29 protein-coding genes and 1 pseudogene are annotated in these 24,131 nt (G+C 65.6%); 14 read left to right on the forward strand and 16 right to left on the reverse strand.

The features are described from left to right. The first annotated feature begins 9 nt into the window (after positions 1-9). Positions 10-1,728, forward strand: a complete 1,719-nt coding sequence (gene ctaD / locus AB0O44_RS06420) for a cytochrome c oxidase subunit I (protein WP_290257798.1) — start codon at positions 10-12, stop codon at positions 1,726-1,728. Between the two features lie 2 nt (positions 1,729-1,730). Continuing rightward, positions 1,731-2,132 (forward strand): cytochrome c oxidase subunit 4, encoded by a 402-nt coding sequence (locus AB0O44_RS06425; protein ID WP_290257799.1) that lies wholly within the window; start codon positions 1,731-1,733, stop codon positions 2,130-2,132. An 81-nt stretch (positions 2,133-2,213) separates the two neighbouring features. On the opposite strand, the gene AB0O44_RS06430 is transcribed toward AB0O44_RS06425, so the two are convergent. Then, positions 2,214-2,498 carry an HPr family phosphocarrier protein gene (locus AB0O44_RS06430; protein WP_290257800.1) on the reverse strand — a complete coding sequence of 95 codons (285 nt, stop codon included), beginning with the start codon at positions 2,496-2,498 and terminating at the stop codon, positions 2,214-2,216. A 170-nt stretch (positions 2,499-2,668) separates the two neighbouring features. Between AB0O44_RS06430 and AB0O44_RS06435 the strand changes: the two genes are divergently transcribed. Further along, entirely contained in the window at positions 2,669-3,436 is a 768-nt protein-coding gene (locus AB0O44_RS06435; protein ID WP_364135824.1) for a GntR family transcriptional regulator, read from the forward strand. A gap of 99 nt (positions 3,437-3,535) precedes the next feature. On the opposite strand, the gene AB0O44_RS06440 is transcribed toward AB0O44_RS06435, so the two are convergent. The 4 genes from AB0O44_RS06440 to AB0O44_RS06455 form a co-directional block, all read right to left on the reverse strand. Further along, positions 3,536-5,215, reverse strand: coding sequence for a ubiquinol-cytochrome c reductase cytochrome b subunit (locus AB0O44_RS06440; protein ID WP_290257801.1), 1,680 nt, complete (start codon positions 5,213-5,215; stop codon positions 3,536-3,538). Then, a complete protein-coding gene (locus AB0O44_RS06445; RefSeq protein ID WP_290257802.1) occupies positions 5,193-6,263 on the reverse strand; it encodes a Rieske 2Fe-2S domain-containing protein in 1,071 nt (356 codons plus the stop codon). Before AB0O44_RS06445 ends, AB0O44_RS06440 begins: the two co-directional genes overlap by 23 nt. Before the next feature lie 96 nt (positions 6,264-6,359). After that, the gene (locus AB0O44_RS06450) at positions 6,360-7,148 is read right to left on the reverse strand and encodes a cytochrome c (RefSeq protein WP_290257803.1); all 789 of its coding nucleotides are present in this window, start codon (positions 7,146-7,148) and stop codon (positions 6,360-6,362) included. An 87-nt stretch (positions 7,149-7,235) separates the two neighbouring features. Then, a complete protein-coding gene (locus tag AB0O44_RS06455) occupies positions 7,236-7,910 on the reverse strand; it encodes a heme-copper oxidase subunit III (protein WP_290257804.1) in 675 nt (224 codons plus the stop codon). Between the two features lie 111 nt (positions 7,911-8,021). Here AB0O44_RS06455 and trpD point away from each other — a divergent pair, with 111 nt between their 5' ends. After that, the gene (trpD, locus tag AB0O44_RS06460; RefSeq protein ID WP_364135632.1) at positions 8,022-9,080 is read left to right on the forward strand and encodes an anthranilate phosphoribosyltransferase; all 1,059 of its coding nucleotides are present in this window, start codon (positions 8,022-8,024) and stop codon (positions 9,078-9,080) included. Between the two features lie 70 nt (positions 9,081-9,150). Here trpD and AB0O44_RS06465 read toward each other — a convergent pair whose 3' ends face one another. Together AB0O44_RS06465 and AB0O44_RS06470 are read right to left on the reverse strand one after the other, a co-directional pair. Beyond that, positions 9,151-9,432 carry an Lrp/AsnC ligand binding domain-containing protein gene (locus AB0O44_RS06465; protein ID WP_290257806.1) on the reverse strand — a complete coding sequence of 94 codons (282 nt, stop codon included), beginning with the start codon at positions 9,430-9,432 and terminating at the stop codon, positions 9,151-9,153. A gap of 98 nt (positions 9,433-9,530) precedes the next feature. Then, the gene (locus AB0O44_RS06470; RefSeq protein ID WP_290257807.1) at positions 9,531-9,965 is read right to left on the reverse strand and encodes a DUF3054 domain-containing protein; all 435 of its coding nucleotides are present in this window, start codon (positions 9,963-9,965) and stop codon (positions 9,531-9,533) included. 156 nt (positions 9,966-10,121) lie between these two features. Between AB0O44_RS06470 and AB0O44_RS06475 the strand changes: the two genes are divergently transcribed. Continuing rightward, positions 10,122-10,697, forward strand: coding sequence for a cysteine hydrolase family protein (locus tag AB0O44_RS06475; RefSeq protein ID WP_364135636.1), 576 nt, complete (start codon positions 10,122-10,124; stop codon positions 10,695-10,697). Here the strand turns inward: AB0O44_RS06475 and AB0O44_RS06480 are convergent. Next, the gene (locus AB0O44_RS06480; RefSeq protein ID WP_364135639.1) at positions 10,694-11,083 is read right to left on the reverse strand and encodes a tautomerase family protein; all 390 of its coding nucleotides are present in this window, start codon (positions 11,081-11,083) and stop codon (positions 10,694-10,696) included. The two genes, AB0O44_RS06475 and AB0O44_RS06480, sit on opposite strands and share 4 nt — an antisense overlap. Positions 11,084-11,193: 110 nt before the next feature. Between AB0O44_RS06480 and AB0O44_RS06485 the strand changes: the two genes are divergently transcribed. The 3 genes from AB0O44_RS06485 to AB0O44_RS06495 all read left to right on the forward strand — a co-directional run bounded on the left by AB0O44_RS06485 (position 11,194) and on the right by AB0O44_RS06495 (position 13,110). Beyond that, positions 11,194-11,559: a metalloregulator ArsR/SmtB family transcription factor gene (locus AB0O44_RS06485; RefSeq protein ID WP_364135642.1), complete on the forward strand. Its 366-nt coding sequence runs from the start codon at positions 11,194-11,196 to the stop codon at positions 11,557-11,559. Then, complete coding sequence (locus AB0O44_RS06490; protein ID WP_364135645.1) at positions 11,556-12,653, forward strand: cation diffusion facilitator family transporter; 1,098 nt, start codon at positions 11,556-11,558, stop codon at positions 12,651-12,653. The genes AB0O44_RS06485 and AB0O44_RS06490 overlap by 4 nt, the downstream gene beginning before the upstream one ends. 109 nt (positions 12,654-12,762) lie before the next feature. Beyond that, entirely contained in the window at positions 12,763-13,110 is a 348-nt protein-coding gene (locus AB0O44_RS06495; protein ID WP_364135826.1) for a peptidase, read from the forward strand. Between the two features lie 85 nt (positions 13,111-13,195). Here AB0O44_RS06495 and glgX read toward each other — a convergent pair whose 3' ends face one another. The 3 genes from glgX to AB0O44_RS06510 all read right to left on the reverse strand — a co-directional run bounded on the left by glgX (position 13,196) and on the right by AB0O44_RS06510 (position 16,401). Continuing rightward, a complete protein-coding gene (glgX, locus tag AB0O44_RS06500; protein ID WP_364135648.1) occupies positions 13,196-15,247 on the reverse strand; it encodes a glycogen debranching protein GlgX in 2,052 nt (683 codons plus the stop codon). A 168-nt stretch (positions 15,248-15,415) separates the two neighbouring features. Further along, positions 15,416-15,952 (reverse strand): SRPBCC domain-containing protein, encoded by a 537-nt coding sequence (locus AB0O44_RS06505; protein WP_364135651.1) that lies wholly within the window; start codon positions 15,950-15,952, stop codon positions 15,416-15,418. A 26-nt stretch (positions 15,953-15,978) separates the two neighbouring features. Further along, positions 15,979-16,401 (reverse strand): ASCH domain-containing protein, encoded by a 423-nt coding sequence (locus tag AB0O44_RS06510; protein ID WP_364135654.1) that lies wholly within the window; start codon positions 16,399-16,401, stop codon positions 15,979-15,981. A 151-nt stretch (positions 16,402-16,552) separates the two neighbouring features. On the opposite strand from AB0O44_RS06510, the gene AB0O44_RS06515 reads away from it, so the two are divergent. Then, on the forward strand, positions 16,553-16,843 hold the full coding sequence (locus AB0O44_RS06515; protein ID WP_364135657.1) for a hypothetical protein: 291 nt from the start codon (positions 16,553-16,555) through the stop codon (positions 16,841-16,843). Positions 16,844-16,897: 54 nt separating this feature from the next. Here AB0O44_RS06515 and AB0O44_RS06520 read toward each other — a convergent pair whose 3' ends face one another. The 4 genes from AB0O44_RS06520 to AB0O44_RS06535 all read right to left on the reverse strand — a co-directional run bounded on the left by AB0O44_RS06520 (position 16,898) and on the right by AB0O44_RS06535 (position 20,042). Further along, entirely contained in the window at positions 16,898-17,623 is a 726-nt protein-coding gene (locus tag AB0O44_RS06520; protein ID WP_364135660.1) for a hypothetical protein, read from the reverse strand. Between the two features lie 102 nt (positions 17,624-17,725). Further along, positions 17,726-18,235, reverse strand: coding sequence for a DUF427 domain-containing protein (locus tag AB0O44_RS06525; RefSeq protein ID WP_364135663.1), 510 nt, complete (start codon positions 18,233-18,235; stop codon positions 17,726-17,728). Between the two features lie 27 nt (positions 18,236-18,262). Next, positions 18,263-18,601: a hypothetical protein gene (locus tag AB0O44_RS06530; protein ID WP_364135666.1), complete on the reverse strand. Its 339-nt coding sequence runs from the start codon at positions 18,599-18,601 to the stop codon at positions 18,263-18,265. 586 nt (positions 18,602-19,187) lie between these two features. After that, on the reverse strand, positions 19,188-20,042 hold the full coding sequence (locus AB0O44_RS06535; RefSeq protein ID WP_364135669.1) for a hypothetical protein: 855 nt from the start codon (positions 20,040-20,042) through the stop codon (positions 19,188-19,190). Positions 20,043-20,507: 465 nt separating this feature from the next. On the opposite strand from AB0O44_RS06535, the gene AB0O44_RS06540 reads away from it, so the two are divergent. The 3 genes from AB0O44_RS06540 to AB0O44_RS06550 all read left to right on the forward strand — a co-directional run bounded on the left by AB0O44_RS06540 (position 20,508) and on the right by AB0O44_RS06550 (position 22,349). Further along, positions 20,508-20,918 carry a hypothetical protein gene (locus AB0O44_RS06540; RefSeq protein ID WP_364135672.1) on the forward strand — a complete coding sequence of 137 codons (411 nt, stop codon included), beginning with the start codon at positions 20,508-20,510 and terminating at the stop codon, positions 20,916-20,918. Between the two features lie 124 nt (positions 20,919-21,042). Then, positions 21,043-21,978 carry a phosphotransferase gene (locus tag AB0O44_RS06545; protein ID WP_364135675.1) on the forward strand — a complete coding sequence of 312 codons (936 nt, stop codon included), beginning with the start codon at positions 21,043-21,045 and terminating at the stop codon, positions 21,976-21,978. 71 nt (positions 21,979-22,049) lie between these two features. Beyond that, the gene (locus AB0O44_RS06550; protein WP_364135678.1) at positions 22,050-22,349 is read left to right on the forward strand and encodes a hypothetical protein; all 300 of its coding nucleotides are present in this window, start codon (positions 22,050-22,052) and stop codon (positions 22,347-22,349) included. A gap of 40 nt (positions 22,350-22,389) precedes the next feature. On the opposite strand, the gene AB0O44_RS06555 is transcribed toward AB0O44_RS06550, so the two are convergent. Continuing rightward, complete coding sequence (locus AB0O44_RS06555) at positions 22,390-23,682, reverse strand: MFS transporter (RefSeq protein WP_364135681.1); 1,293 nt, start codon at positions 23,680-23,682, stop codon at positions 22,390-22,392. Between the two features lie 63 nt (positions 23,683-23,745). On the opposite strand from AB0O44_RS06555, the pseudogene AB0O44_RS06560 reads away from it, so the two are divergent. Both AB0O44_RS06560 and AB0O44_RS06565 read left to right on the forward strand, forming a co-directional pair. After that, a pseudogene (locus AB0O44_RS06560) lies at positions 23,746-23,862 on the forward strand (ClpX C4-type zinc finger protein); the annotation flags it as partial. Positions 23,863-23,925: 63 nt separating this feature from the next. Next, positions 23,926-24,108 carry a hypothetical protein gene (locus AB0O44_RS06565; protein ID WP_364135833.1) on the forward strand — a complete coding sequence of 61 codons (183 nt, stop codon included), beginning with the start codon at positions 23,926-23,928 and terminating at the stop codon, positions 24,106-24,108. The last annotated feature ends 23 nt before the right edge of the window (positions 24,109-24,131 follow it).

Consider the following 24,131-nt stretch of genomic DNA (forward strand, 5'->3'; position numbering starts at 1 on the left):
GAGCGCGAAGTGGCAACAACCTACTCTCAGCCCTCCGGGATCCTTGAGGCTCCCGTAGTACCCAAATCCAAGGGGCGCATCGTCGTCAACTGGATCACCTCCACGGACCACAAGACCATCGGGTACATGTACCTGATCGCGTCCTTCGTGTTCTTCTGCTTCGGCGGCGTCATGGCGCTGCTGATCCGCGCCGAACTGTTCGAACCCGGCATGCAGATCCTGCAGACCAAGGAACAGTACAACCAGCTCTTCACCATGCACGGCACGGTGATGCTCCTGATGTTCGCGACCCCGCTGTTCGCGGGCTTCGCCAACGTCATCATGCCGCTGCAGATCGGTGCCCCCGACGTCGCCTTCCCGCGACTGAACGCGCTGGCCTTCTGGTTCTTCCTCTTCGGTTCCACGATCGCCGTCTCCGGTTTCATCACCCCGCAGGGTGCCGCCTCCTTCGGCTGGTTCGCCTACGCGCCGCTGTCCAACACCACCTTCAGCCCCGGCGTCGGCGGTGACCTCTGGGTCTTCGGCCTGGCCCTCTCCGGCTTCGGTACCATCCTGGGTGCGGTCAACTTCATCACCACGATCATCTGCATGCGCGCCCCGGGCATGACCATGTGGCGCATGCCGATCTTCACCTGGAACACCCTTGTCACCGCCATCCTGGTGCTCATGGCCTTCCCGCCGCTGGCCGCGGCCCTCTTCGCCCTCGGCGCTGACCGCCGCTTCGGTGCGCACATCTTCGACCCGGAGAACGGCGGCGCCGTCCTCTGGCAGCACCTGTTCTGGTTCTTCGGCCACCCCGAGGTCTACATCATCGCTCTGCCGTTCTTCGGCATCGTCTCGGAGATCTTCCCGGTCTTCAGCCGCAAGCCGATCTTCGGCTACAAGGGCCTGGTCTACGCCACCATCTCCATCGCCGCGCTGTCCGTCACCGTGTGGGCCCACCACATGTACGTCACGGGCTCGGTCCTGCTGCCGTTCTTCTCCTTCATGACGATGCTGATCGCGGTTCCCACCGGCGTGAAGTTCTTCAACTGGATCGGCACCATGTGGCGGGGTTCCATCACGTTCGAAACCCCCATGCTGTGGAGCATCGGCTTCCTGGCCACCTTCCTCTTCGGCGGCCTGACCGGCATCATCCTGGCCTCCCCGCCGCTGGACTTCCACGTCTCCGATACGTACTTCGTCGTGGCGCACTTCCACTACGTGGTGTTCGGTACCGTCGTGTTTGCCATGTTCGCCGGCTTCTACTTCTGGTGGCCGAAGTGGACGGGCAAGATGCTCAACGAGCGCCTCGGCAAGATCCACTTCTGGATGCTGTTCCTCGGCTTCCACGGCACCTTCCTCATCCAGCATTGGCTCGGCGTCATGGGCATGCCCCGCCGCTACGCCGACTACATGCCCGAAGACGGCTTCACCTGGATGAACCAGTTCTCCACGTACTCCTCCTTCCTGCTGGGCGCCTCGCTAATCCCGTTCTTCTGGAACGTTTACATCACCTGGCGGAGCAACGAGAAGGTCATGGTCGACGATCCGTGGGGCTTCGGTGCCTCGCTGGAATGGGCAACCTCCTGCCCGCCGCCGCGCCACAACTTCACCTCGCTGCCCCGGATCCGGTCCGAGCGTCCCGCCCTGGACCTGCACCACCCGGAGCTCGCCCAGAGCTACACCATCGACTCCCCGGCGCCGGCTGCTGCGACGCTCGGTAACGCCGACCAGAAGGACGCCTAACTGTGAAAATCGAATCTAGAATTTTTGGACTCGGTGTCTTCTTCTTCATCCCGGTCGCGATCGTCTATGGCTTCATGACGAACTGGAGCGAGTGGGTCGGCATCCTGGGCATCCTGCTGGTCGCCGGCCTGGCCGGCATGATCGGCGCCTACCTGGGCTTCACCGGCAAGCGCGTCGGCCTGCGTCCCGAGGACCGCAGCGACGCCGAGATCCACGAGGGTTCCGGCGAGCAGGGCCACTTCAGCCCCTGGAGCTGGTGGCCGCTGGTCCTGGGCCTCGCCTGCGCAGGAGGCTTCCTGGGCATCGCGGTCGGCTTCTGGATCACCTTCATCGCCGGTGGCCTGGCAATCGTGGCGCTGATCGGCTGGGTCTACGAGTACAGCCGCGGAGACCACGCCCACTAGGCACCGCACGGGCCTTCGCCCGGCACCGCTAACGACGACGGGGACCCCACCATCCGGTGGGGTCCCCGTCGTTTTTGTTTGTTACTGCTCCGCCAGCAGGGTGCCAAGGTCGCTGAGGGCGGCCTCCGCGTCCTCGGCGCTGCGGCCTTCCGGAATCCTGGCGGCGTCGATGGCCAGCTCCACCTCGCAGCCGCGTTCGAAGTCCTCCGTCATGACTTCGAGCAGGGACCGGGCGTCCACGCCGCGCTGGCCGGGCCGGGCGATTGTGACGGGCAGGCCGGTGGCGGTGACGGCGCGGACAAACTCTGCCGCCGGCCGGGCGTGCAATCCGATTTCGGCGTGGATGACGGCCTTGTGTACGGGCAAGGGAGGCTCCTGATGGGGTCAAGCGAAAGATGCAGCCTCCAGCGTAGCCGGGGGAGCGGAGAGCCGGGAAACCGCGAGCCCGGATTGGTCTAGACCTGTGGCGCGGGTGCCCTACGCTTAATTCATGACAGCTTGCACGAGGCCCGGCCGTGGGAAGTAACGCCGCCCGGATGGCCGGCGAGATCGACCGTTCCAGCGGGGTTCCCATCTACGTCCAGCTGCGCGAGATCCTGCGCACCCACATCGCCACCTCCTGCCCGCCGGGCTCGGCCCTGCCGTCGGAGCGGGAGCTCTCAGAGCGGTTCGGGCTGGCCCGCATGACCGTCCGCCAGGCCATCGACGCCCTCGTCGGTGAGGAGGTCATCGAACGGGTCGTGGGGCTAGGGACGTTCGTCAGGAAACCAAAGCTGGACCTCCAGGTGAAGCTGACCTCCTACAGCGAGGAAATGCAGCGCCGCGGCATGGTCCCTGCGGCCAAGGTCCTCAGCTTCGAACAGATTGGCGCCAGCGCGTTCCTGGCCCGCGAACTCCAACTGGAGGAGGGAACGCCCGTGGTCCGCTTCCGGCGGCTCCTGCTGGCCGACAACGAACCCATGAGCGTGGACGAGAACTTCATTCCCGCACACCGGGTGCCGGGCCTGCTCGACGGTGAGCCGCCGACGTCGCTCTACAACGTCCTCAGCGAACGCTACGGCCTGCTGATGGAGTGGGGCGAGGACATGATCGAGGCGACCGCCGCCTCGCCGTCGACCGCCAGGCTGCTCAATGTCGAGGTAGGTTCGCCGCTGCTGAAGATCCAGCGGCACGCCTTCGTGGCCCGCGCCATGGTGGACTACTCGGTCTCCTATTACCGGGCCGACCGGTACAAGCTCTGGGTCCCGTTGCAGCGGCCCGGCGTCCGTCCAACCAGGAACTACGCCAGCGGCTACCGGCCCTAGGCGCCGCAAGTACCAGCCGAGTGCTTCGGACGCCCCGGCAGACACAGAAGAGGCCCGATCCTGATGGACCGGGCCTCTTCTGTGTCTTACAAGGGGAGACTAGTGGCTGAGCGTCTTCTGCTCGGCGTTTGCCTCGACCGCCTCGTGGGCGCCGTGGTGGCTGTGGGCCGCCGCCAGCTCCGTGGGCGTGACCGGTGCAACCCGGTCCTCGAAGAACCAGCGGGAGAGCTTGGCGCGGCGGTTTTCCTTGCGGTCCACCACACCCTTCTCGTTCGGCTGGGCCGGGAGCGGCTTCGGGGACTCGAAGCCGACCAGCTTGTAGCGCTTGTACTCGTCCAGCGGGGCGTGGACCTCGATGAACTCACCGTGCGGCAGGCGCACGATGCGGCCGGTTTCGCGGCCATGCAGGGCGATCTCGCGGTCCTTGCGCTGCAGCGCCAGGGCGACGCGCTTGGTCACGATGAACGCGATGACCGGGCCGATGAAGAACAGCGCCCGCAGCCAGTAGGTCACGTCGTTCAGGGCCACGTGGAAGTGCGTGGCGATGAGGTCGGAACCAGCCGCCGCCCACATCACGCAGTACCACACGAAGCCGGCCATGCCGATGGCGGTACGGGTCGGGGCGTTGCGCGGACGGTCCAGGACGTGGTGCTCGCGGTCATCCTTGGTGATCCAGCGTTCGATCCACGGGTAAGTGAACATCACGGTGAAGAGGATGCCCGCCGGGACCAGGGCCGGCAGCAGGACGTTGAAGGTGAAGACGTGGCCGAAGAAGATCTGCTCCACGTGCCAGTTGCCGAACGTGCCGGGCATCAGGCGGAGGGCGCCGTCGACGAATCCGATGTACCAGTCAGGCTGGGTGCCTGCGGAGACGGGGGAGGGGTCGTAGGGACCGTAGTTCCAGATCGGGTTGATGGTGAAGAAACCGGCCATGAGGGCGATGACACCGAACACGATGAAGAAGAAGCCGCCGGCCTTGGCCGCGTAGACCGGGCCGAGGGGGTAGCCGACGACGTTGCCGTCGTTGCGTCCCGGGCCGGGGTACTGGGTGTGCTTGTGCACGACGACCATGAACAGGTGCGCGGCGATCATCAGGAGGATCAGGGCCGGAACCAGCAGGATGTGCAGCACATACAGGCGGCCGATGATGGCCGTGCCCGGGAACTCGCCGCCGAAGAGGAAGAACGAGATGTAGGTGCCGATCACGGGGATGGATTTGATCACGCCGTCGATGATGCGCAGGCCGTTACCGGAGAGCAGGTCATCGGGGAGGGAGTAACCGGTGAAGCCGGCGGCCATGGCCAGGATCAGCAGGACGGAGCCGATGACCCAGTTCATCTCGCGGGGCTTGCGGAACGCGCCGGTGAAGAACACGCGGAGCATGTGCACGGCCACGGAGGCCACGAACAGCAGTGCCGACCAGTGGTGCACCTGGCGCATGAACAGGCCGCCGCGGACATCGAAGGAGATGTTCAGCGAGGAGTTGTATGCCACGGACATCTCGACGTTCTTCAGCGGCATGTAGGAACCCTGGTAGTGGGTCTCAGCCATGGACGGATCGAAGAAGAAGGTCAGGAAGGTGCCGGAGAGCAGCAGGATGACGAAGGAGTACAGCGCCACCTCGCCGAACATGAAGGACCAGTGGTCGGGGAAGACCTTCCGGCCGAATTCGCGGAGGATGCCCGATCCGCCGACACGCTGGTCGACGAAGTCGGTGATGCGGCCGCCCTTGGTCTTGGCGACGAAGGTGGGGGTGTCAGCTGTTGATGTTGCGCTCATGCTCATCACGCTCCCAGTAGCTAGGTCCAACAGGTTCTTTGAAGTCGCTCGTCGCGTAGAGGTAACCCTCATCGTCAACGGCGATGGGCAGCTGCGGGAGCGGCCGGCTGGCGGGGCCGAAGATGACCTTGCATTCCTGGGTCAGGTCGAAGGTCGACTGGTGGCACGGGCACAGCAGGTGGTGCGTCTGCTGCTCGTAGAGAGCGACAGGGCAACCGACGTGGGTGCAGATCTTGGAGTAGGCAACGATGCCGTTGTAGCCCCAGTCCTCGCGCCCCGGGGAGGGGTTGAGCGATTCCGGGTTCAGGCGCATGAGCAGGACGACCGACTTGGCCTTCTCGTTCAGCTTGCCCGACTCCAGCTCGTTCAGGCCTTCCGGGATGACGTGGAAGGCGGAGCCGATGGTGACGTCCGAGGCCTTGATGGGGGTGCCATCAGGGTCGCGGGTGAGGCGCTTGGTCTTGCCGTTGACCGGTGCCCACATGGTGTGGGCCAGCTTGTCGTCCGGACGGGGACCGAGGTCGCCGAAGACGGCCAGGGCCGGCAGCGGGGCGAGGGCGACGGCACCGAGCAGGGTGTTGCGGATCAGCGGGCGGCGCTTGATGCCGGTTTCCTCGACGATGTCGTCGACGATCCGGACGGCGGCCTGGCGGTCCTCTTCGGTGCGGATGGCGTGACGCTCTTCCGACACTTCGTGGTCCGGCATGAGGGCCTTCGCCCAGTGCACGATGCCCGTGCCGATGCCCAGCATCGCGAACGCGGTGCCGATGCCCAGCAGGGTGTTCTGCAGCCGGATGGTGGCGATCGAGGAGTCGTTTCCAAGATCGATGGCGAAGTACGCCACCAGGAATATCAGGGTACCAACGACGGATACGCCGAACAGGAGGGCCACCTGCCGTTCCGCTCGCTTTGCGGCCTTCGGGTCCGTGTCAGCCAGGCGCAAACGGTGCGGGGGAATTCCAGGATCCTGGAACTTCTCCACCTCGCTCTGACCAGCCGTAGCTACGGTGCCCGAGTGGTTCGGACTGCCGTCACTATGGTTGCCCATAATTCGCCTCATCCTTCTCTCGTCCCGGCTCTCGCCGGGTTAGTTTTCAATTCAACCTGCCGGCGGGCCGGCAGAAATTCTTACGGGGTGCGGAGCCTAGGAGGTCCGCGAGGTCAGCCAGATGGTGAAGGCGATGATGACGCCCAGGCCGGCGATCCAGACAAACAGGCCTTCGGAGACCGGGCCGAGGGCGCCGAGGTCGTTGCCGCCCGGGGAGCCGTTGGATTCAATCTGCTTGAGGAAGGTGATGATGTCGCGCTTGCCCTCGGGGGAGACGTTGGCGTCGGAGAAGACCGGCATGTTCTGCGGGCCGGTGACCATGGCCTCGTAGATGTGCTTGCCGGACACGTCGGCCAGGGCCGGGGCGAACTTGCCCTTGGTCAGCGCGCCACCGGCAGCGGCGGCGTTGTGGCACATGGCGCAGTTGGTGCGGAACAGCTCGCCACCCTTGGCGGCGTCGCCCTTCTCGTCGAGGACTCCGGCTTCCGGGATGGAGGGGCCGGGGCCCAGGGAGGCTACATAGGCAGCCAGCTGGTGGGTCTGCTCCTCGTTGAACTGGGCGGGCTTCTTGTAGGCCTGCGGACCGTTCATCTGCATGGGCATACGGCCGGTTCCCACCTGGAAGTCAACCGCGGCGGCGCCGACGCCGACGAGCGACGGGCCCGCCTGCGATCCGCTGGCACCCATGCCATGGCAGGTGGCGCAGTTGGCGGCGAACAGCTTGCCGCCTTCCTCCGCGTCGCTTGCGCTGAAGCTCGTGGTGTCGGCCTTGGCCTGGTTGACGGTGGTGGCGACGGCGTACAGCCCACCAGTGATGAGGAGGCCCATCAGCAACAGTGCAACTGCTGCCAGTGGGTGACGTCGCTTCTGCGAGAGTGCCTTCACGTGGTGGTTCCTTTTTTCGATGCTGCGTTGGCTCCGGGAGCCGCTTCTTGAAATTCTATCTCTTGTAGAAAGAGAGACAAGGGGTGGCTACTTGAGGACGTAGATGACCAGGAAGAGGCCGATCCACACGACGTCGACGAAGTGCCAGTAGTACGAGGTGACGATCGCGGACGTTGCCTCGAAGTGTCCGAACTTCTTGGCCGCGAAGGAGCGTCCCATGATGAGCAGGAACGCGATGAGGCCGCCGATGACGTGGAGGCCGTGGAAGCCGGTGGTCATGTAGAACGCCGAGCCGTAAGCGTTGGAGGAGAGCGAGACGTGCTCGGAGACGAGCATGGCGTACTCGGTCGACTGGCCGGCCACGAAGAACGCACCCATGATGAATGTGAGCGTGAACCACTCATTCATTCCCCAGCGGGAGAAGCTCAGCGGACCGCCAAGGCGGCGCGGCTGAAGCCGTTCCGCGGCGAAGACGCCCATCTGGCAAGTGAAGGAACTGGCCACGAGGACGATCGTGTTAACGAGCGCAAAGGGGAAGTTGAGCTTGGCCGTCTCTTCAGCCCACATCTGTCCGGACGTCGAACGGAGTGTGAAGTACATGGCAAAGAGACCGGCGAAGAACATCAACTCACTGGAGAGCCAGACAACGGTTCCAACGGAAACCATGTTCGGGCGGTTCAGCGTGGGGTGCGCCGGGGTACTGGGGGCATGGGTCGCAGATGTCACATAGACATTATGTCTGTAAAAGTCCTGTGTGCCCAACGCGAACCGCCTTTTGAGGGCACTTTTTCTACAAAGACGCGAAATCGCGGGGAAAAGTTCCGCGGGCCTTCGCATTGGGCATTGCGGCTCCCGGCTCGATAGCATCGGACCGTGACTTCCCAGGCATCTACACCGGCTGCAAGCAGGACCTGGCCGCGCCTTATCGGCGCCCTGATCAAGGGTGAGGACCTCACCGCCGGCGACACCGCCTGGGCCATGGCCTCGATCATGTCCGGTGAGGCCTCGCCGGCACAGGTGGCCGGGTTCCTTGTATCGCTGCGCGCCAAGGGCGAGACGGTGGCCGAACTCACAGGCCTGGTCGAGTCGATGATCAACTCCGCCAACCCGCTGGAGATCGCCGGGGAGAAGCTGGACATCGTCGGCACCGGCGGGGACCAGCTGAACACCGTGAACATCTCCACCATGGCCGCGCTCATCTCCGCCGGCGCCGGCGCCAAAGTGGTCAAGCACGGCGGTCGGGCGGCGTCGTCGGCGTCCGGCTCCGCCGACGTTCTCGAGGCGCTCGGCGTCCGGTTGGACCTGCCGATCCCGCGGGTGGCCCGCAACGCCGAAGAAGCGGGCATCACCTTCTGCTTCGCCCAGGTCTTCCACCCCTCCATGCGGCATGCCGCCGTCGCCCGGCGCGACCTTGGTGTTCCGACGGCCTTCAACTTCCTGGGGCCAATGACCAACCCGGCGCACGTCCAGGCATCCGCGGTGGGTGTGGCCAACGAGCGGATGGCGCCGCTGGTGGCCGGGGTGCTGGCCCGGCGCGGCAGCCGCGGCCTGGTGTTCCGCGGCGACGACGGCCTCGATGAACTGACCACCACCGGCCCCTCCCGCATCTGGGAGATCCGGAACGGCGACGTCGCCGAGCAGACCTTCGACCCGCGCGAGCTGGGCATCCGTCAGGCGACGGTGGCGGAACTGCGCGGAGGCGACGCCGCGGCGAACGCCGCCGTCGTTCGGTCCGTGCTGGCCGGAGATCCCGGGCCGGCGCTGGACGCGGCCCTGCTTAATGCCGCGGCGGGCCTGGTGGCCTTCGACCTGGATGCCGCCGGGCCGCTGACCGAGCGGATGGCCGCGGCGATGAAGCGGGCCGAGGAAGCTGTGCACTCGGGTGCCGCCGCCGCCGTCCTGGACCGCTGGGTGGCGCTGTCCCGCGACTAAACAGTCGCCGGCCGCGCGTGGCTGTGAGCGCTCGGGTGTCTACTGCCTGAGCCTTTGTTGCGCGAGGCGCTTACTGCTCGAAGCCGAGGGCGAAGGCCGCGTCGAGGTCGTGCTGGGAGTAGGCGCGGAAGGCGATGTGCGTGGTGGTGTGCACCACAGCTGGAACTTTGGAGAGCTTGTCCGCGATGACATCCGCCAGGTCCTCGTGCTTGGCCACCCGGGCGATGGCGATCAGATCCCACTCGCCGGTGACGGAGTAGACCTCGCTGATGCCCGGGATCGACGAAATTTTCTCGGCCGTCTCCGGGATGGCGGAAGCGTCAGTCTTGATCAGGACGAAAGCGGTGATCACGTGGGGACCTTTCGGAGCGGGTGCATCATTGCCGGGGTGCCGCAGCAGGGCCGAAGCCGCCGGTGCGGGCAGGCCCGGATGGTTGCAAGCCTAGTCCATCAGCTCCCGCTGCGGCGGGAGCGCAGCCGCCTCACGCCCGCGGCCAGGAGGCGCCAGCCGAGCAGGAAAACGGCGACGGCAATCAGGGCGACAATCACGAACGGAAGTACCACTACCTGGCCGGTGAGGGCCCGAAGCAGCATGCCCACCGCCACCGTGGCGAGCCAGATGACGACGCCGGTCGGCCACACCGCCAGCGGACGGCGCCAGAGACGGAAGACCAGCCAGCCAGCCGCGGCTCCGGCCAGGAACGGCCACGCGGTGGCCAGCACGCCGGTGACGATTTCGCCGCGCTGGTGGGCGTCGCGCCCGATGGCGGCGAAGAGCAAGATCAGGAGCGCGTCCGCGGCAGCCGCCAGGATCGCGGTGCGCGGCGCGGGGCGGCGCCCGTCTAGGGGCTGGTTCTGGTGCGGTGCTGGGGCGCTAAGGGGCATGCCCCAAGTTTAACCGGGATCGGCAGGACCGGATTCCTGTGCCCGGAAGCTCGACCGATCCCCGGCCGGTTCCCCGGACCGTGGATTTCGTCGCCCCGCGCGGCTAGCATGGGCGCGACTCATTACACCGGCAGAAACAGCACGAAGGGGTGCGCAATGACAACACTCGCCGATCGGCCGACAACGGGCCTGGACGTGATCGACGTCCAGAATGGCGTCGTCGAGGGAGCCTACGAGCGGGACCGGGTGGTCCGGAACATCGGTGGGCTGGTCGAGAGGGCCCGCGAGGCGGGGGTTCCGGTGGTCTGGGTGCAGCACTCTTCCGAGCACCTGGCACGCGGCAGCGAAGAGTGGGGAATCGTGCCCGAGCTCTCCCCGCACGACTCCGAGCCGGTGGTCCACAAGAAGTACGCCGACTCGTTCGAGGACACCGACCTGGAGGAGGTCCTCGCGTCGGCCGGGATCGGCAGGCTGGTGGTGTCGGGCGCCCAGACGGACGAATGCATCCGGTCCACCATCCACGGCGCGTTCGTCCGCGGCTACGACGTGACGCTGGTGGGTGACGCGCACACCACCGAGGACCAGTCCGAGTGGGGTGCCCCCAGCCCGGACCTGGTCATTGCGCACACCAATCTCTACTGGCAGTTCCACACCGCCCCGGGCCGCACCGCGGCGGTGCAGGACGCCGCCGCGGTGGACTTTGCCGGGGACAGTACGGGGGAGGAAGCCTAAAGCTCCCCGGTGAGGAACTGGGCGGTGCCGTTGCCGAAGGACCAGTCGGCGGCGTCGTTCTCGGTGATGGTGACGATCAGGTCCTGGGGGCTGATGCCGCACTTCGCCTCGAGTCCCGTGGCCAGGAGCCGGTAGAGCTTCTGCTTCGCGTCTTCCGCCCGGCGCCGGCTGGTGAAGCGCAGGACGACGAGGTCGTTGCTGCGGGTCATCCCCAGCCCGGTGTCCAGGGCGACCATCTCGTGCGGCTTGTGCTGGGTCAGGATCTGGTATCGGTCGGTGGGCGGCACCTCGAAGGCGTCCACCATGGACTCGTGAACCGTGTCCAGCAACGCCTGCAGCTGGTCCTCGGTGCGTCCTTCGACGACGTCGATGTTGATCAGTGGCATGGTGCCTCCCGGGTCTGTGCAGTGCGGGACTGCGTTGAGTGCTGTCACTTATGGGCAAGTCACCGGAGCGGGCCAAAATTCCGCCAATACCTCTGTGTCATAATATTCGCATGAATGCAGATAAGCCGTGCGGCCTGGACGTCGACGGCGAGTACGTCGAGTTGGCCGTCGAGGTCTTCGCGATGTTGGCGGACGCCACCCGGGTCCGGATCATCCTGGCGTTGCGCGAGGGCGAGCTGTCCGTCAACGAGCTGGCCGAGACCGTGGGGAAGCCCCAGTCCGCGGTCTCCCAGCATCTCGCCAAACTCCGCATGGCGCGGATCGTCTCCACCCGGCACGAGGGCACGCGGGTGTACTACCGGCTCGAGAACGAACACGCCCGCCAGCTCGTGGCGGATGCGATCTACCAAGCCGAACACACCTTGGGCGGCACCCCCCGGCACCACCACGCAGACCAAGAGAGCGGAACGGCATGAAAGACATCACCGACGGCAGCGTGCCGCAGGCCGCCGCCCACCAGCACGACCACGACGACGCGAACGACCACGATCACGACCATGCGCACAGTCACGACCACGACCACTCGCACGACCACGGGCACGGGCACGACCACTCGCACGACCACTCGCACGACCATGGCCACGAACACCCGGGTGGACTTCGTGGGTTCCTGCACGGATTGTTCGTCCCGCACAGCCACGACGCCGCGGACTCCGTCGATGAGGCCATGGAATCCTCGGCCAAGGGCATCCGGGCGCTGAAGATTTCGCTGGTGGTCCTGGCCGTTACGTCGCTCCTGCAGCTGGTGGTCTTCCTCTTCAGCGGCTCGGTGGCGCTTCTGGCAGACACCATCCACAACTTTTCGGACGCCCTGACTGCGGTGCCGCTCTGGATCGCCTTCATCCTCAGCCGCCGCGCCGCCACCAGGACCTACAACTTCGGCTACGGCCGGGCCGAGGACCTCGCCGGCCTGTTCATCGTTGCCATGGTGGCGCTGTCCGCCGTCGTCGCCGCCGTCGAATCGGTCATCCGCATCTTCCAGCCCGAGCCCCTCACCAACCTCGGCTGGGTGCTGGCGGCCGGTCTCATCGGCTTCGCCGGCAACGAGATCGTAGCCGTCTATCGCATCCGGGTCGGCAAGGAAATCGGCTCCGCGGCCCTCGTGGCGGACGGCGTGCATGCCCGCACCGACGGGTTCACCTCCCTGGCCGTGGTGGCAGGCGTCATCGGCGTCTGGCTCGGCTTCCCGCTGGCGGACCCGCTGATCGGCATCCTGATCTCGATCACCATCTTTGTGCTGCTCTGGGGAACGGTGCGGGATATCGGTCGGCGCCTGCTCGACGGCGTCGACCCCGCCCTGGTGGACCGGACCGAGGCGGCCATCGAACCCGTGGCACCCGGATCCACCGTCCGGCTCCGCTGGTCCGGGCACCGGCTCCACGTCGAGGTCACCACCCCGGCGCACGCCCACTGGACCATGGCCGAGCTGTCGGAAGCCACCCGGTCCATTGAGCAGGCGGTGCGGGGCGGAGTCCGCAACGTCGGAACGGTCGTCGTCGTTGCCGGCTAGGCAACGGACCGGCCGGGTATCAGTGCATCCGGAGGAGGGGAGCCCCGCGAGAACCGGGGCGGCCATCCCCGGCCATGGACGCTTTTTCGTCACAGACGCCGCGCTGGAGATGATCGGCGTGTTCGGTGGCACCCTGCACTGCTACCTGGCCGACGGCGGATGCCGGAAGCAGGGCCTCTATTTTTCCAGGACCCTGCCGCGGAAACCGCTGCGGTGCCAGCTGGAACAGGCGGGGGAGGACGCCGTGGAGCTAAGCGTCAGCGCGGACCTTGCTCCCAGGCTGGACGGGGCGGTACTCGACTTCGGGCTCTACAACAAGATGAAGCGGTTCGTCTGGACGTCGCTGCCGGGGACCAAGGGGCCGCAGTGCACCTGCCTGCGCTCCACCGGGGCGCCCGCCGGTAAGCGTTCGCCGTGTCTCGACGATCAGGGCACGGGCCGGACCGATCTCCGCTAAGAGCCAGGACGCAGGCCACAGCGGCCTGGGCATGACTGTGGGGCGGGACCGAATGGTCCCGCCCCACAGTCACTTCAGGGTGTGATCAGGCCCGCGAACGAAGAACCGTGACCGAGCGGTCACGCACGATCAGGGTCTCGACCGGGGCCTGAACCTGCTGCTCCGGGTCGGTGGAGAGCGCCAGCTCCCATTCCTGACCGGGTGCCGACGGGATGGTGAACTCCACCCCGTTTTCGGCCGCATTGAAGAGCACCGCGAACGCGTCGGCGCTCTCGTGCTCGAGCACGAAGGCGATGGCGCGGTGGTCCTCGGTCCAGTTCTCGTCGCCGAAGCCCTCGGCGTCGGCCCGCAGCACCCGGACGGTGTCCGCGCTGCCGGCCTCGGGAGCGTGGCGGTACCAGGTGGGGCGCAGCGCCGGGTTCTCACGCCGCAGCGTGATCAGCTGGGTGGTGAACTCCAGCAGGTCGCCGTCCACCTTGTTCCAGTCGAACCAGGAAATCTCGTCATCCTGGCAGTAGGCGTTGTTGTTGCCGCCCTGGCTGCGCCCCATTTCGTCGCCGCCGAGGATCATCGGGACGCCGGCGGAGAGCAGCAGGGTGGAGAGGAAGTTACGGCGCTGGCGGTCCCGAAGCTCGTTGACCGCCGGATCGTCGGTCTGTCCCTCCACGCCGTGGTTGGCCGAGCGGTTGTCGCTCTCGCCGTCGTTGTTGTCCTCGCCGTTGGCCTCGTTGTGCTTCTCGTCGTAGGCGGTCAGGTCGGCCAGGGTGAACCCGTCGTGCGCGGTGATGAAGTTGACGCTGGAGAGCGGGGCGCGGCGGCTGCCCTCGTAGACGTCCGGGCTGCCGAGGAAGCGCTGGGCGAAGTCGCCCAGGATGTTCTCGCCGCCGTGCCAGAAGTCACGGGCGTCGTCGCGGTATTTGCCGTTCCATTCGGACCAGTCGGCCGGGAAGCCGCCCACCTGGTAGCCGGCGGTGTCCCACGGCTCGGCGATCATCTTCACCGGAGCGAGGACCGGATCCTGCTCGATCAGGGTGAGGAAGGCGCTGTGTAGTTCGGCGCTGCCGTCCTGGCGGGTCAGCGTGGTGGCCAGGTCGAAGCGGAAGCCGTCGACGTGCATCTCCGTTACCCAGTAGCGGAGCGAGTCCATGATCAGGCCCAGGGCGGCGGGGTGGCCGACGTTGAGGCTGTTGCCCGTGCCGGTGGTGTCGAAGTAAGCCGACTCCTCGCCCTCGACGAGGCGGTAGTAGGCCGCGTTGTCGATGCCCTTGAAGGACAGGGTGGGGCCCATGTGGTTGCCCTCGGCCGTGTGGTTGTAGACGACGTCGAGGATGACCTCGAGGCCGGCCGCGTGAAGCGCCTTGACCATGGCCTTGAACTCGGCGACCTGGCCGCCGCCGTCGCCCGCGGAGCTGTAGTCGCCGTGCGGGGCGAAGAAGCCGATGCTGTTGTAGCCCCAGTAGTTCCGGAGGCCCTTCTCCTCGAGGTGGCTGTCTTGGACGAACTGGTTGACGGGGAGCAGTTCGACGGCGGTCACGCCCAGGTCCGTCAGGTGCTTGATCGCCGCCGGGTGCGCCAGGCCGGCGTAGGTGCCGCGGATGTCCTCGGGGACGTCCGGGTGCTGCTGGGTGAAGCCCTTGACATGGACCTCGTAGACCACAGTCTCGGCGAGGGGAGTGCGGGGCGCGATGTCGGGGGAGCCCGCGTCCCAGTCGAAGGACGGGTCGGTCACGACGCAGCGGGGCGTCGAATCGGCGGAATCGGACTCGTCGAAGACGGTCGGATCGTTCAGGTCGTGCGAGAAGACGGCCTGGCCCCAGTCGTAGCCGCCCTCGACGGCGGTGGCGTGCGGGTCCAGCAGCAGCTTGTTCACGTTGTGCCGCAGGCCGGCGTCCGGGTTCCAGGCCCCGTCGACGCGGATCCCGTAGCGGGTGCCCACCTCGACGCCGGGGACCACGGCGTGGAAGACGTGGCCGGTGCGTTCGGCGAGCGCGGTCCGGGTCTCGTTGCCGTCTCCGTCGAAGACGCAGAAGTCGACGGCGTCGGCAGTCTGCGAGTAGATCGCCACGTTGGCGCCGTCTTCACGCAGCGTGACGCCCAGGGGATAGGGGAGGGAACGCGTGGCGGATGCCGAAGTCATGCGATGCTCGTTTCTCTACGGAAGTGTTAGCCCTCAGTATAGTAAGCATGCTGACGAAAGCTTGAACCGCGACGGCGGGATGTCGACGGAATCATGTCACAGTTCGGTTGGGGATCGCTCCGGACTCCGCCGGGGCGGGTCCATGCCGGGCGTTGATGCCTGCGCTGGTCAGTGCGTGGGCTGCTGGAGATAGAGCGGGTGCAGTTGCTGCCAGAGCAGCCGGGCGTCGCAGCGTCCCTTGCCCGCGAGGTGGGACCGCAGGTCCTCGACGTGGATCTGGTCCCCGGCGGCGTAGGCGGCCAGGTTCGTCAGTGGCAGGCCATGGTCCTCGAACACCAGCAGGGTCCCGGTGCCGTGAGGTGCCAGCGTGATCTTCATCAGCCCCTCGGGTTCATCCCCGGACGAGGTGGCGATCCGGATGGCCCTGCCCTTTTCGCACGCCTCGATGCGGCAGGTACCCTCCCAGCCGCTCGCAAAGTAGCGCGCCCGGTACTCGCTCCCCACGGTGGGGGCTGCCGCAAGCTGCTCTCCCGACATCCCTGCCAGCTCGCCGAGCCAGGCGCCCAGCTCGCTTAGCCCGGTCAGCGCCCTCCATACGGTACCGACGGGCGCGTCCAGGTATTCCTCGAGGCGGACGAACCCCGACGTGCCTGCGGTGTGCAGGGTCCCCAGCAGCCGCGGGGCGTCAGTTTCGGCGTCGGTCATGGGGCCGAGCCTAGCCCGCTTCCGGCCTACAGTCGACGAACCAGGCGGAACCGTTCGAGGACCAGCAGGGTGTCGTCGCGGACCGTGAAGCGGGCCTCGTCGAGTGCCTCCCGCATCTGGTCGCTGTGCCAGAAGTTCTCATGTCCGGCGCGCCACTCGGCCACTGTTTCGTAGCCTTCGCCCTCGTCCCGGGCGTGGTCCAGGTCCACCTCGGCCAGCGGCACCCGGCGCACACCCGTGGTCTCGATGACCGCAACGGCACGGCCTGCCGAATCCAGGACCTGCTGCCGCGCCCCGACCATCGGTAATGGCTCGTCGGCGAGCGCGTACTCCACGGCGAGCGACGTCGTCGACGTCTTTCGGCCATCCAGAATGGCACCCACGAGTGCGTCCCTCAAGGTTCCGGGGAAGGCGAACTCGGCGTGTGGCAGGTCCTCATCGGTACTCATAGCTCCCTATCCTCCATGGGCTGGACGCTTCAGGCGAAATGGCGAAGATGGTTGCCTGCGGGAGCTTCCCCCGACGCGCCTGATCGGGTTGACTGTCAGTAGGGTCCGTCCGTGGACCTCTAGGGGGGAGATTGTGGGATCAAAAGGAACGTTGTTCATCGGGTCCGGAGTGGCCCTTCTGGCGGCGGCGCTCATCGTGATGCCACTGCCCCTGTTCGACGCGCTCTCGGGCCGGGGTGCGCCGGGGGTGGCCCTCGCCGCCGGTATCGCGTTCCTGCTCGCGGGGCTGGGGCTCCTCGTGGTGGGACTTCGACGTCGTTCCCGCAACCTGCGTACGGCGCGCACCTACGCGACGAAGGAGCCGACATCGCTCGACGAGGATCGGCCGGTCAACCCCTATGCCCTGCCGAAGTCCTACGGAGCCATTCCGCCTCTGCACTGACGCGTCCGGGCGCGGGCGTGGGATGCCCCTCCGCAGGCACCCCACACCCCGGGCTCACCGGACGGTGACGCTGACAAGCAAGTCCTTGAGGCGGTCATAGTCTTGAGTCTTCATCCACGCCTTGGCAGCCCCTTGGCTGGGAAACGCCGGGTCGGCGAAAATCACCCGCGTAAAAAGCCCGTCCCCGCCGGAACCTACCAGACCGCACCAGGAGGAGACGCCGTCGCCCTCCTGCAGGGAGCGGGGATCCGTGAGGCCCATGGAGTAGGTCTCGCCGCCGGGGGAGACTTCGCTGACAAAGCCGAACGCTGCCTGTCCGCCGTCGGCTGTGGGAATGCCGGGAGCGGCGGCGCGGTCCAAGACCGTGCGGGAGACGGGGCCGCCGGCGCAACCGGCCGTAACACCCCGGGCCAGTAGGACCCGTTCCTTGCCGTTCTGGTCCGTGACCAGGGCCTCCACGCCGGGCAGCCCTGCTGGGGGCGTCGAGGTTTGCACGGTCCAGTCGGCAGGGTAGGCGAAGCTCATTCCGCCGTCCGTAAAGGTGTAGACCTTCGTGTCGCCGGCGTCGCGGCCCTTCGCAGTGTGCGGAGGGACGGAGGCCTTGGTCGTTGCTTTAACGGACGACGTCGACGTCAACTCGGCGGTGTCCCGCACCACCGGAGACCCGGCGGAGCTCATGCCGGCGTTACCCGGGTAGGGTCCGCACGCTGTGAGCGCGAACCCAAGGCCCAGACCGGCGGCCATGACAACGGGCAGCAGCCCTTTTCGGTGATTCAACATCTTCGTCCCCATTTCAGTTGCGTCGGACATTTGTCCGTGTGAAATGAAGGTTTCCGGGGGACGCCGGATGTTTACGGCGTTGGTACATTCGACCGCGCCCGGTTACCAGCCGCCGGTGCCGGGTGCGCCCTTGAACGGGCCCACGATGTTGGCGGTGATCCAGCCGCCGTAGAAGCCGCCCTCCTGCGGGGTGACCCGTTCGCCGTCGATCTCGCAGGCGTCCATCAGGCCGGGATAGAGCGCCACCCGGCCACGCAGGGATTCGAAGCCCTTAGCCGGCTCCGGGTACGTCCAGCCGGCCCGATGTGCCGTCGCTGACCCGGAGACGACGTCGAAGTACCGGGCCTCGCCCTTGAATTCGCAGAAGCTGGAGCCCTCCGCCGGCCGCAGCGCCCCGGCCGGGAAGGCCTCGATAGGCAGGTAGTAGACCGGGGGATGGCTGGTTTCCAGGACGCGGACCGAATCGGTGGTGTCGGCGATGACCTGCCCCCCGAAGCGCACCACCACGCGTTCGCTGCGGTGTTCGACGCGAGGGGGCCGGGGATAGTCCCAGACGGATTCCTGCCCGGGGGCCGGGGGAACGGGACGGGGATGCCGGGAGAAGAGATTCATGGATCGTTGCCGGGGCCGGGGCCGGGGTCAGGCGCAGGCCGCGTTGATGCCGCGACCCGTGCGCGCCTGCATCGCGTGCCCGTAGGCGAGGGAAAGGGCCCAGGCGAGCGGGGCCCCGTCGCTTGGCCGGTACGTTCGTGCCCGATTCCAGACGGAGGCGTAGACGGCCTCCAGGACTGCCTGCGCGGCGCGTGCCTCCGGGACGATCTGCCGGATGAGGCCATAGCATCGGGCCGAGGTAAGGGCGTAAAAGCCCTCCAACGACGGCTTGTCGGCGGCAGCCACCCCGGCGATGAGGCGGATAAGGTCAGCATTGCGAACATCGACCTCGGGCGCCCCAGGCCCGGCAGAGATGGTAGCCGTCACGGTCACTCCAGACTCTCAAACGTCTTTACTAGTTTGTCTAGTATTACGCCTACTTAGCATCTTGTCCATAACGAGGCCGCGCGAATGGCGGGCGGCCTGGTGCCGGGCGGGGAACCGGGGGAGAACCCCATCCGCTATTCATCCTCGCTCGTGTTGTGGCCGGGAAGGCATGCCCGTCGCCTCACCCGATGGGTGTCACTACGATGAAGGCATCTCACCGCCGGAACGAGGAGCGAGGGTGCGAAGAATTTGGAGTCACCTGCGCAGAGCATCGCGCTTCCCTAAGCGGTCCACCGAAACTCTTCGCTCGATGAAAATCAGCACCCATGTCTTAGGAGTCTCCTGGTTGGCGCTTTCACTGCTGTGGGGAGGGGCTTGGCAAATGTATCTGTGGGCAATAGTTGGCCTTGTGGGTCTTGCTGAGTCCGCACTCGTTGAGAAGGAGATCGCCCGCAGGGCACTTGGTGGCGGGAAGTGGGACTGACTCTTAGCATCGAATTCGGCAACTGGCCAAGCCTCTTCGCTCGAGGACCACAGGGTGAACAGGCCCAGGTTGGCCTTGGCTTCGGGTGATCGAACGGCGCGGCTAAACGGTGCGGAGCTTGTAGCGGGTGAGCCGGCGGCCACGCTGACGGGCACTGGCAATTGCCTCCTTGGCGGTGAGAATCTTCCTGGGGCTCATCCAGCCCTGTGATGGTTTGTGAAGAACGTATCCGCCCCCGATCGTCACAGCAGCGTGCTGCACCAATCCGTCCGGCGAGCGCCAGACGAGCACCGTTCCGGCGTCGTCGTCGGAGCCACCCGGGGCGGCGGTCGAAGACAGCCACTCCTCGAAGGGCTCCCGCAGCATCCACCTCCCGGCGGCGTCGGACCGGCCCGCTGCCGCCATGACGGTCCCAAAACAGTTAGGGCCGCTGGCATGGGGAAAGGTGCCCGCGAGTGCCCTAGCCCCGGGAAGAGCCGCACGAGAGTTCTCCCAGATATGTTCGGGAACCTCCAGATGCCTGCTAGGTCTGCGACCGTGGCGAAGATATTCATCGAGGACCGGTATCTCATGTCCTTCCAGCAGCGAGGGCCACCACACGAAGCGATGTCCGTCAGCCTGGGCAGCTGCCTGGGCGCGAACTTCAGCAGGGGCGCTTCGGACGGAGGGGATAACTTGCCTCGCGAACGTGATCTGGTTGTGCAGGAGAACTGCCCGCGCCATTCGTCCGAGATCATTGAACTCTTCTTCGCTCACCAGAACGCAGACCAGGTAATCCGGGACGTTGTAAATCTCGAAGGTATCCCGCAGTTCAGCGTCGAGTTCTCCTCGTGGGGGTTCGATACCGATGCGACTCGAGCCTTCTCTGGGAATGAGGAAAGGCTGATGCGTAGGAGCGAACCACGCGGCTTGGCGGGCCATCAGTTCGGGCCCTAGTTCAATCCCGAGCGAGAACATCGTCTGTCACCTTCCCGCCTTAGTTTCCCGTCAGCTCCCCGTTGCTGCCTGACATTCAGGACATCCTATGGCTTCAGGCGGTCGGGCATCGCCGTTTTACTGCCCTCTGAGAAACCGCTTCGGAGATCAGGGTCTTAGGCCGAACACCGGCAGAGAATCCTCAGCAGGTGGCGATTTGTCGAGACGCCGAACAAAAAGTCTTACAGTTACCGCATGTCGGTCATCCTGGAAGTTATTGCGGCCGTGGTTCAAGGGCTCACTGAAGCCGCTGTGGATCTTTTCTTGCACCGCGGCTCAGCCCATCATGCGGACGACAGCTGATCTGCACCGGTCGACTTCTGCCGCCCGGCGCGTCCGGCCTTCGGTAGAGGCTAATCCGCCCACATGACCGGGTGGCAAACTGTTTGTATTCGGTCTGGTCGACGACAATTTCACGCCATCGTTTGGTCGGGATGGGGGTGCTGCATGGATGATGAAAGGTCTTCTTTCACGGTTGCCTTTCCCGAGGCAAGGAAGGCCCGGGCGGCCTCCACTATGGCTACCGTATTTTTCCTGATCTTTTGGATCCTCTGGGGCATTGACCTGTTCGGGGCACAAGGGGTCCCGGACTTTCCGTGGCTGATATTTGCGATGATCTCATTTCTACTGTTTGCGGCCACGTCCATTTATTCAGGGCGGCTCGACCGAGAGCTGACACTTCTCATCAACCGGCGGGTCGCCGAGGAATTCGCCCTTCACACTCAAGAGGACTATCCGAGAGATGTGGACATCCTGAAGGTCAGGCGGTCTCTAGCGGTCAAGAGAGCTGACGGGACTGTGAGTCTGTGGGGAGTGCAGCGCAAGCGCGACGTTTTCATGCTGTATCCGATTTCCTGAAATCCGTCCGTCCCAAAATCTCGTAGCAACGCGTTGCCGTCGTCGGCGTCATCGATGGTGGATGAGTCGTTTCGTAGGTAGCAATTTTCGGGCTTAGCAAATATCAATCGAGTAGGCTCGGCTGATGGTTTCCCTGCCAGTTCGCGTTCAGGTTGAGGCTTGGTGCTTTCGGGCGCTGGGCCCGGGCACACTTACGTCGTTGCACCCCGATGCAGGCGGTCAGATGTCGCAACTTTTCCGCTTCGACTCTGAGAGTTCGGGACCTCTGGCGTTGAAAGTCCGCCCGGGAGCCGCTGGCAGAATTCGTCGGTGCCAGCAATTGCAGTCTGCCGTAGCAGCCTCAGGGTTTCCTTGTCCCCGCCCGGCCAGCGGCCTCGGTGTGCTCGATTCCGGCTTGGTAGTATCCGCCGAAACCTGGCTACCCGGTGGCGAGATGAATGCCGAGCCGAACGCGGCCTATGCAAGCCGTTCCGCGGCGCTACTGGCAGACCTCATGATGCTTCTCGAGAGGGAGACTTCCATAGGACTTTCACCGCCGCCACCATGGATGCATTGGAATCCACCGACCGGTGACTTGTGGCCGCGGAATCCAGTGGTGGACTCCATGGACCAGAGCCGAGTACCCGAGCAGGTGACCTTCACGGCGCGCGCCGTTGCCAAGCGATTGGCAATCGCCCCGCTGCCAGTCGTGATTGGGCATGGAGACTGGGAAAGCCAGAATCTTCGATGGAAAGCCGACCGCCCGTGGGCAGTCCACGATTGGGACAGCCTCGTTGCTCTCCCGGCCGCCGCCATTGTCGGGGCAGCTTCGGGAGCTTTCGGGAGCACGGCCACCCCGACGCTCGCTTCTGTGGAAGCCTCTCAACAGTTCATCGAAGCCTATGAACATGCAAGGGGTATCGAGTTCAGCATCGAGGAACGTGAAGTTGCCTGGGCCGCTAGCCTTTGGCCGGCACTCCATAACGCCAGGGGCGAAAGCTTATTCGAATCACCGCCAACCGCAGTCCGGGCACTGAGCGAACAGTCACGCCACCGACTCGAGCGCGCCGGCGTCAGGTGAGGAGTCCGCGTTAGGGCCTAACGAGGACTCCACTCGTCAACACAGGAACAACCGGAGGCTACGATGTGGCCATGCCCGCGTCGCCCGACCGTCGCATCATCCGCCTATTTCCCGACTACGGGCACCGGTGGCCGCTCTGGGAAAACGACCGACCCGGGCATCCCAGCAAATACACCATGGTTCCCTCCGACTATGGGCTTTCAAAGGAACTGACCGCCAGACTTCGTGCCTGGTACGACGCCTGGGATGCCGAAAACCTGTACGAGAACGGTTGGAGCTCGCAAGCCAAAGAGCTGGCCTGGAAGTACGACCTTGCGGAGCAACTCCGCGACGAAGTGAAAGCCTTCGCCGACGTCGAATATCACCAGTAGCAGGCGGCCGTGACCCTCTGTCGCCGGGCGCGGAAGTCGCCTATTGCGCCGGCGCGGACGAGCGGACTTCCCCCTCCCGCGTGTGGACGTCCAGTTCCACAGGGAAGTCCATCCAAGACCGAAGAGGGGACAAGACGATTGGGAACGCGGCCGCGACGGCCAACAAGGCCCAAACCCAGAGAGCCGCTGTAACCCCCAGGTACGTGGCAAGGGCGCCTCCCGCAAGGCCGGCTACGGGCATGACGCCCAACGTGACCAGCCGGTACGTCGCCATGACCCTGCCCATGAGGCGGTGTGAAGCGAGCCGCGGAATGATGCCGGCCCCCGCCAGGCCCGACACCACGACAAAGTAAGACCAACCCAATCCCGAGATGCCCACCCAGACGACCGGCGAGAGACCCAGCAGTGGTGCAACCGGCAGGAGAAGGACAAAACAAGCGCTGGCCAGGCTCGCCGTGATTTTCGTTTTACCGATGCCCAGCGCACCGGTGATACGCGTGGCCGACAGCGAGGCGGCCAAACCTCCCAGGGCCGAGACGCTGCCGATACCGACGAGCTGATCGATGGGGATGTCCAGGACCTCCAATGCATAGACGACTTTGGCCGCGGCGCCGGCCATTCCCGCGGCATTGACCAAAGCGACGGAGATCATCAGGGGGCGGATAAGAGGGTGGCACCACGTGAAGCCGAGGCCGGCACGGGCCTCGACCCAAAACTTTCCGGGCCTTGCCGGGTGCGAAGACACGGCCAGGGGAAGACGGCTGGTCACGAACGCCGATGCGAGGTAGGCCGTGGCAGCGACTACCAGTACGGCAGGTGCTGCCACTGCCCTGGCTACGAGCCCGACGACCCCCGGCGTGGCGATGGCGATGCCGCTCTGCATCGACTGAATCTTTGCGTAGCCGCGGCTCAACTCATCTCCCTTGAGTAACAGGGGGATCGCTGCGGACTGCGCCGTTGTGAAGAAGACATCGGAGACGCTGACGACGGCGGCGACCAGGAGTAGGTGCCATAGGGTCAGCCCGCCGAGGAAACATGCGATCGGCACGGACAAGGCGGCGCAAGCCCGGACAATATTGGAAAGCACCAGGACCGATTTTCTGGGCCACCTGTCGACGAGGACACCGGCCGGCACACCCAACAGCAGGAAAGCGGCCGTACCCAGGGCGTTCACGACACTTGTCTGGAAAGCGCTGGCGCCGGTGGCTGCTACGGCGATGAGCGGCAACATCGAGCGCAGGACGTCGTCGCCAATCCCATCGCCGATGCTCGCGACGAAGATCCGCCGAAAGTATCCCGTACGCCTAGTACGCTGAGAGATGTGTAAGGGCATACCTGACTTTAGTCAGGCTAAGCCTGACATTGAAGGTCGGCTCGCCACTCTTTGGGAGGATTTATGCCGGTTAAGTCGCACCCGGAATTTTGTGCTTTCTGCGGGACCACACCAGGGGGCCGGCGCCTCGTTGCCGGGCCGGGTGTAGCCATTTGCGAAACCTGTGTCGCTACGGCGGCGGACATTCTGCAGAATGCCGGCGGGGGAGTAGGCCCCGGTGCCTTCGGACCCGCCTGGGACCACATGTCGGACGAGGAGGTTCTGTCGCACTTACCGGAGGTCTCCCGGGTGGTTCTCAGCGTCGAAGATCAGCTCCGCACCTGGGTCGGCGTTGCCCGGGAGCGGAAAATCTCCTGGGCCGCGATAGGTGCGGCCCTCGGCATTACCCGGCAGTCCGCGTGGGAGCGTTTCAAGGAACACCTCTGACAGAGGCACCTGCTTGACGGCAT

The organism is Arthrobacter sp. NPDC080082, from assembly GCF_040686595.1.
Lineage (GTDB): Bacteria > Actinomycetota > Actinomycetes > Actinomycetales > Micrococcaceae > Arthrobacter.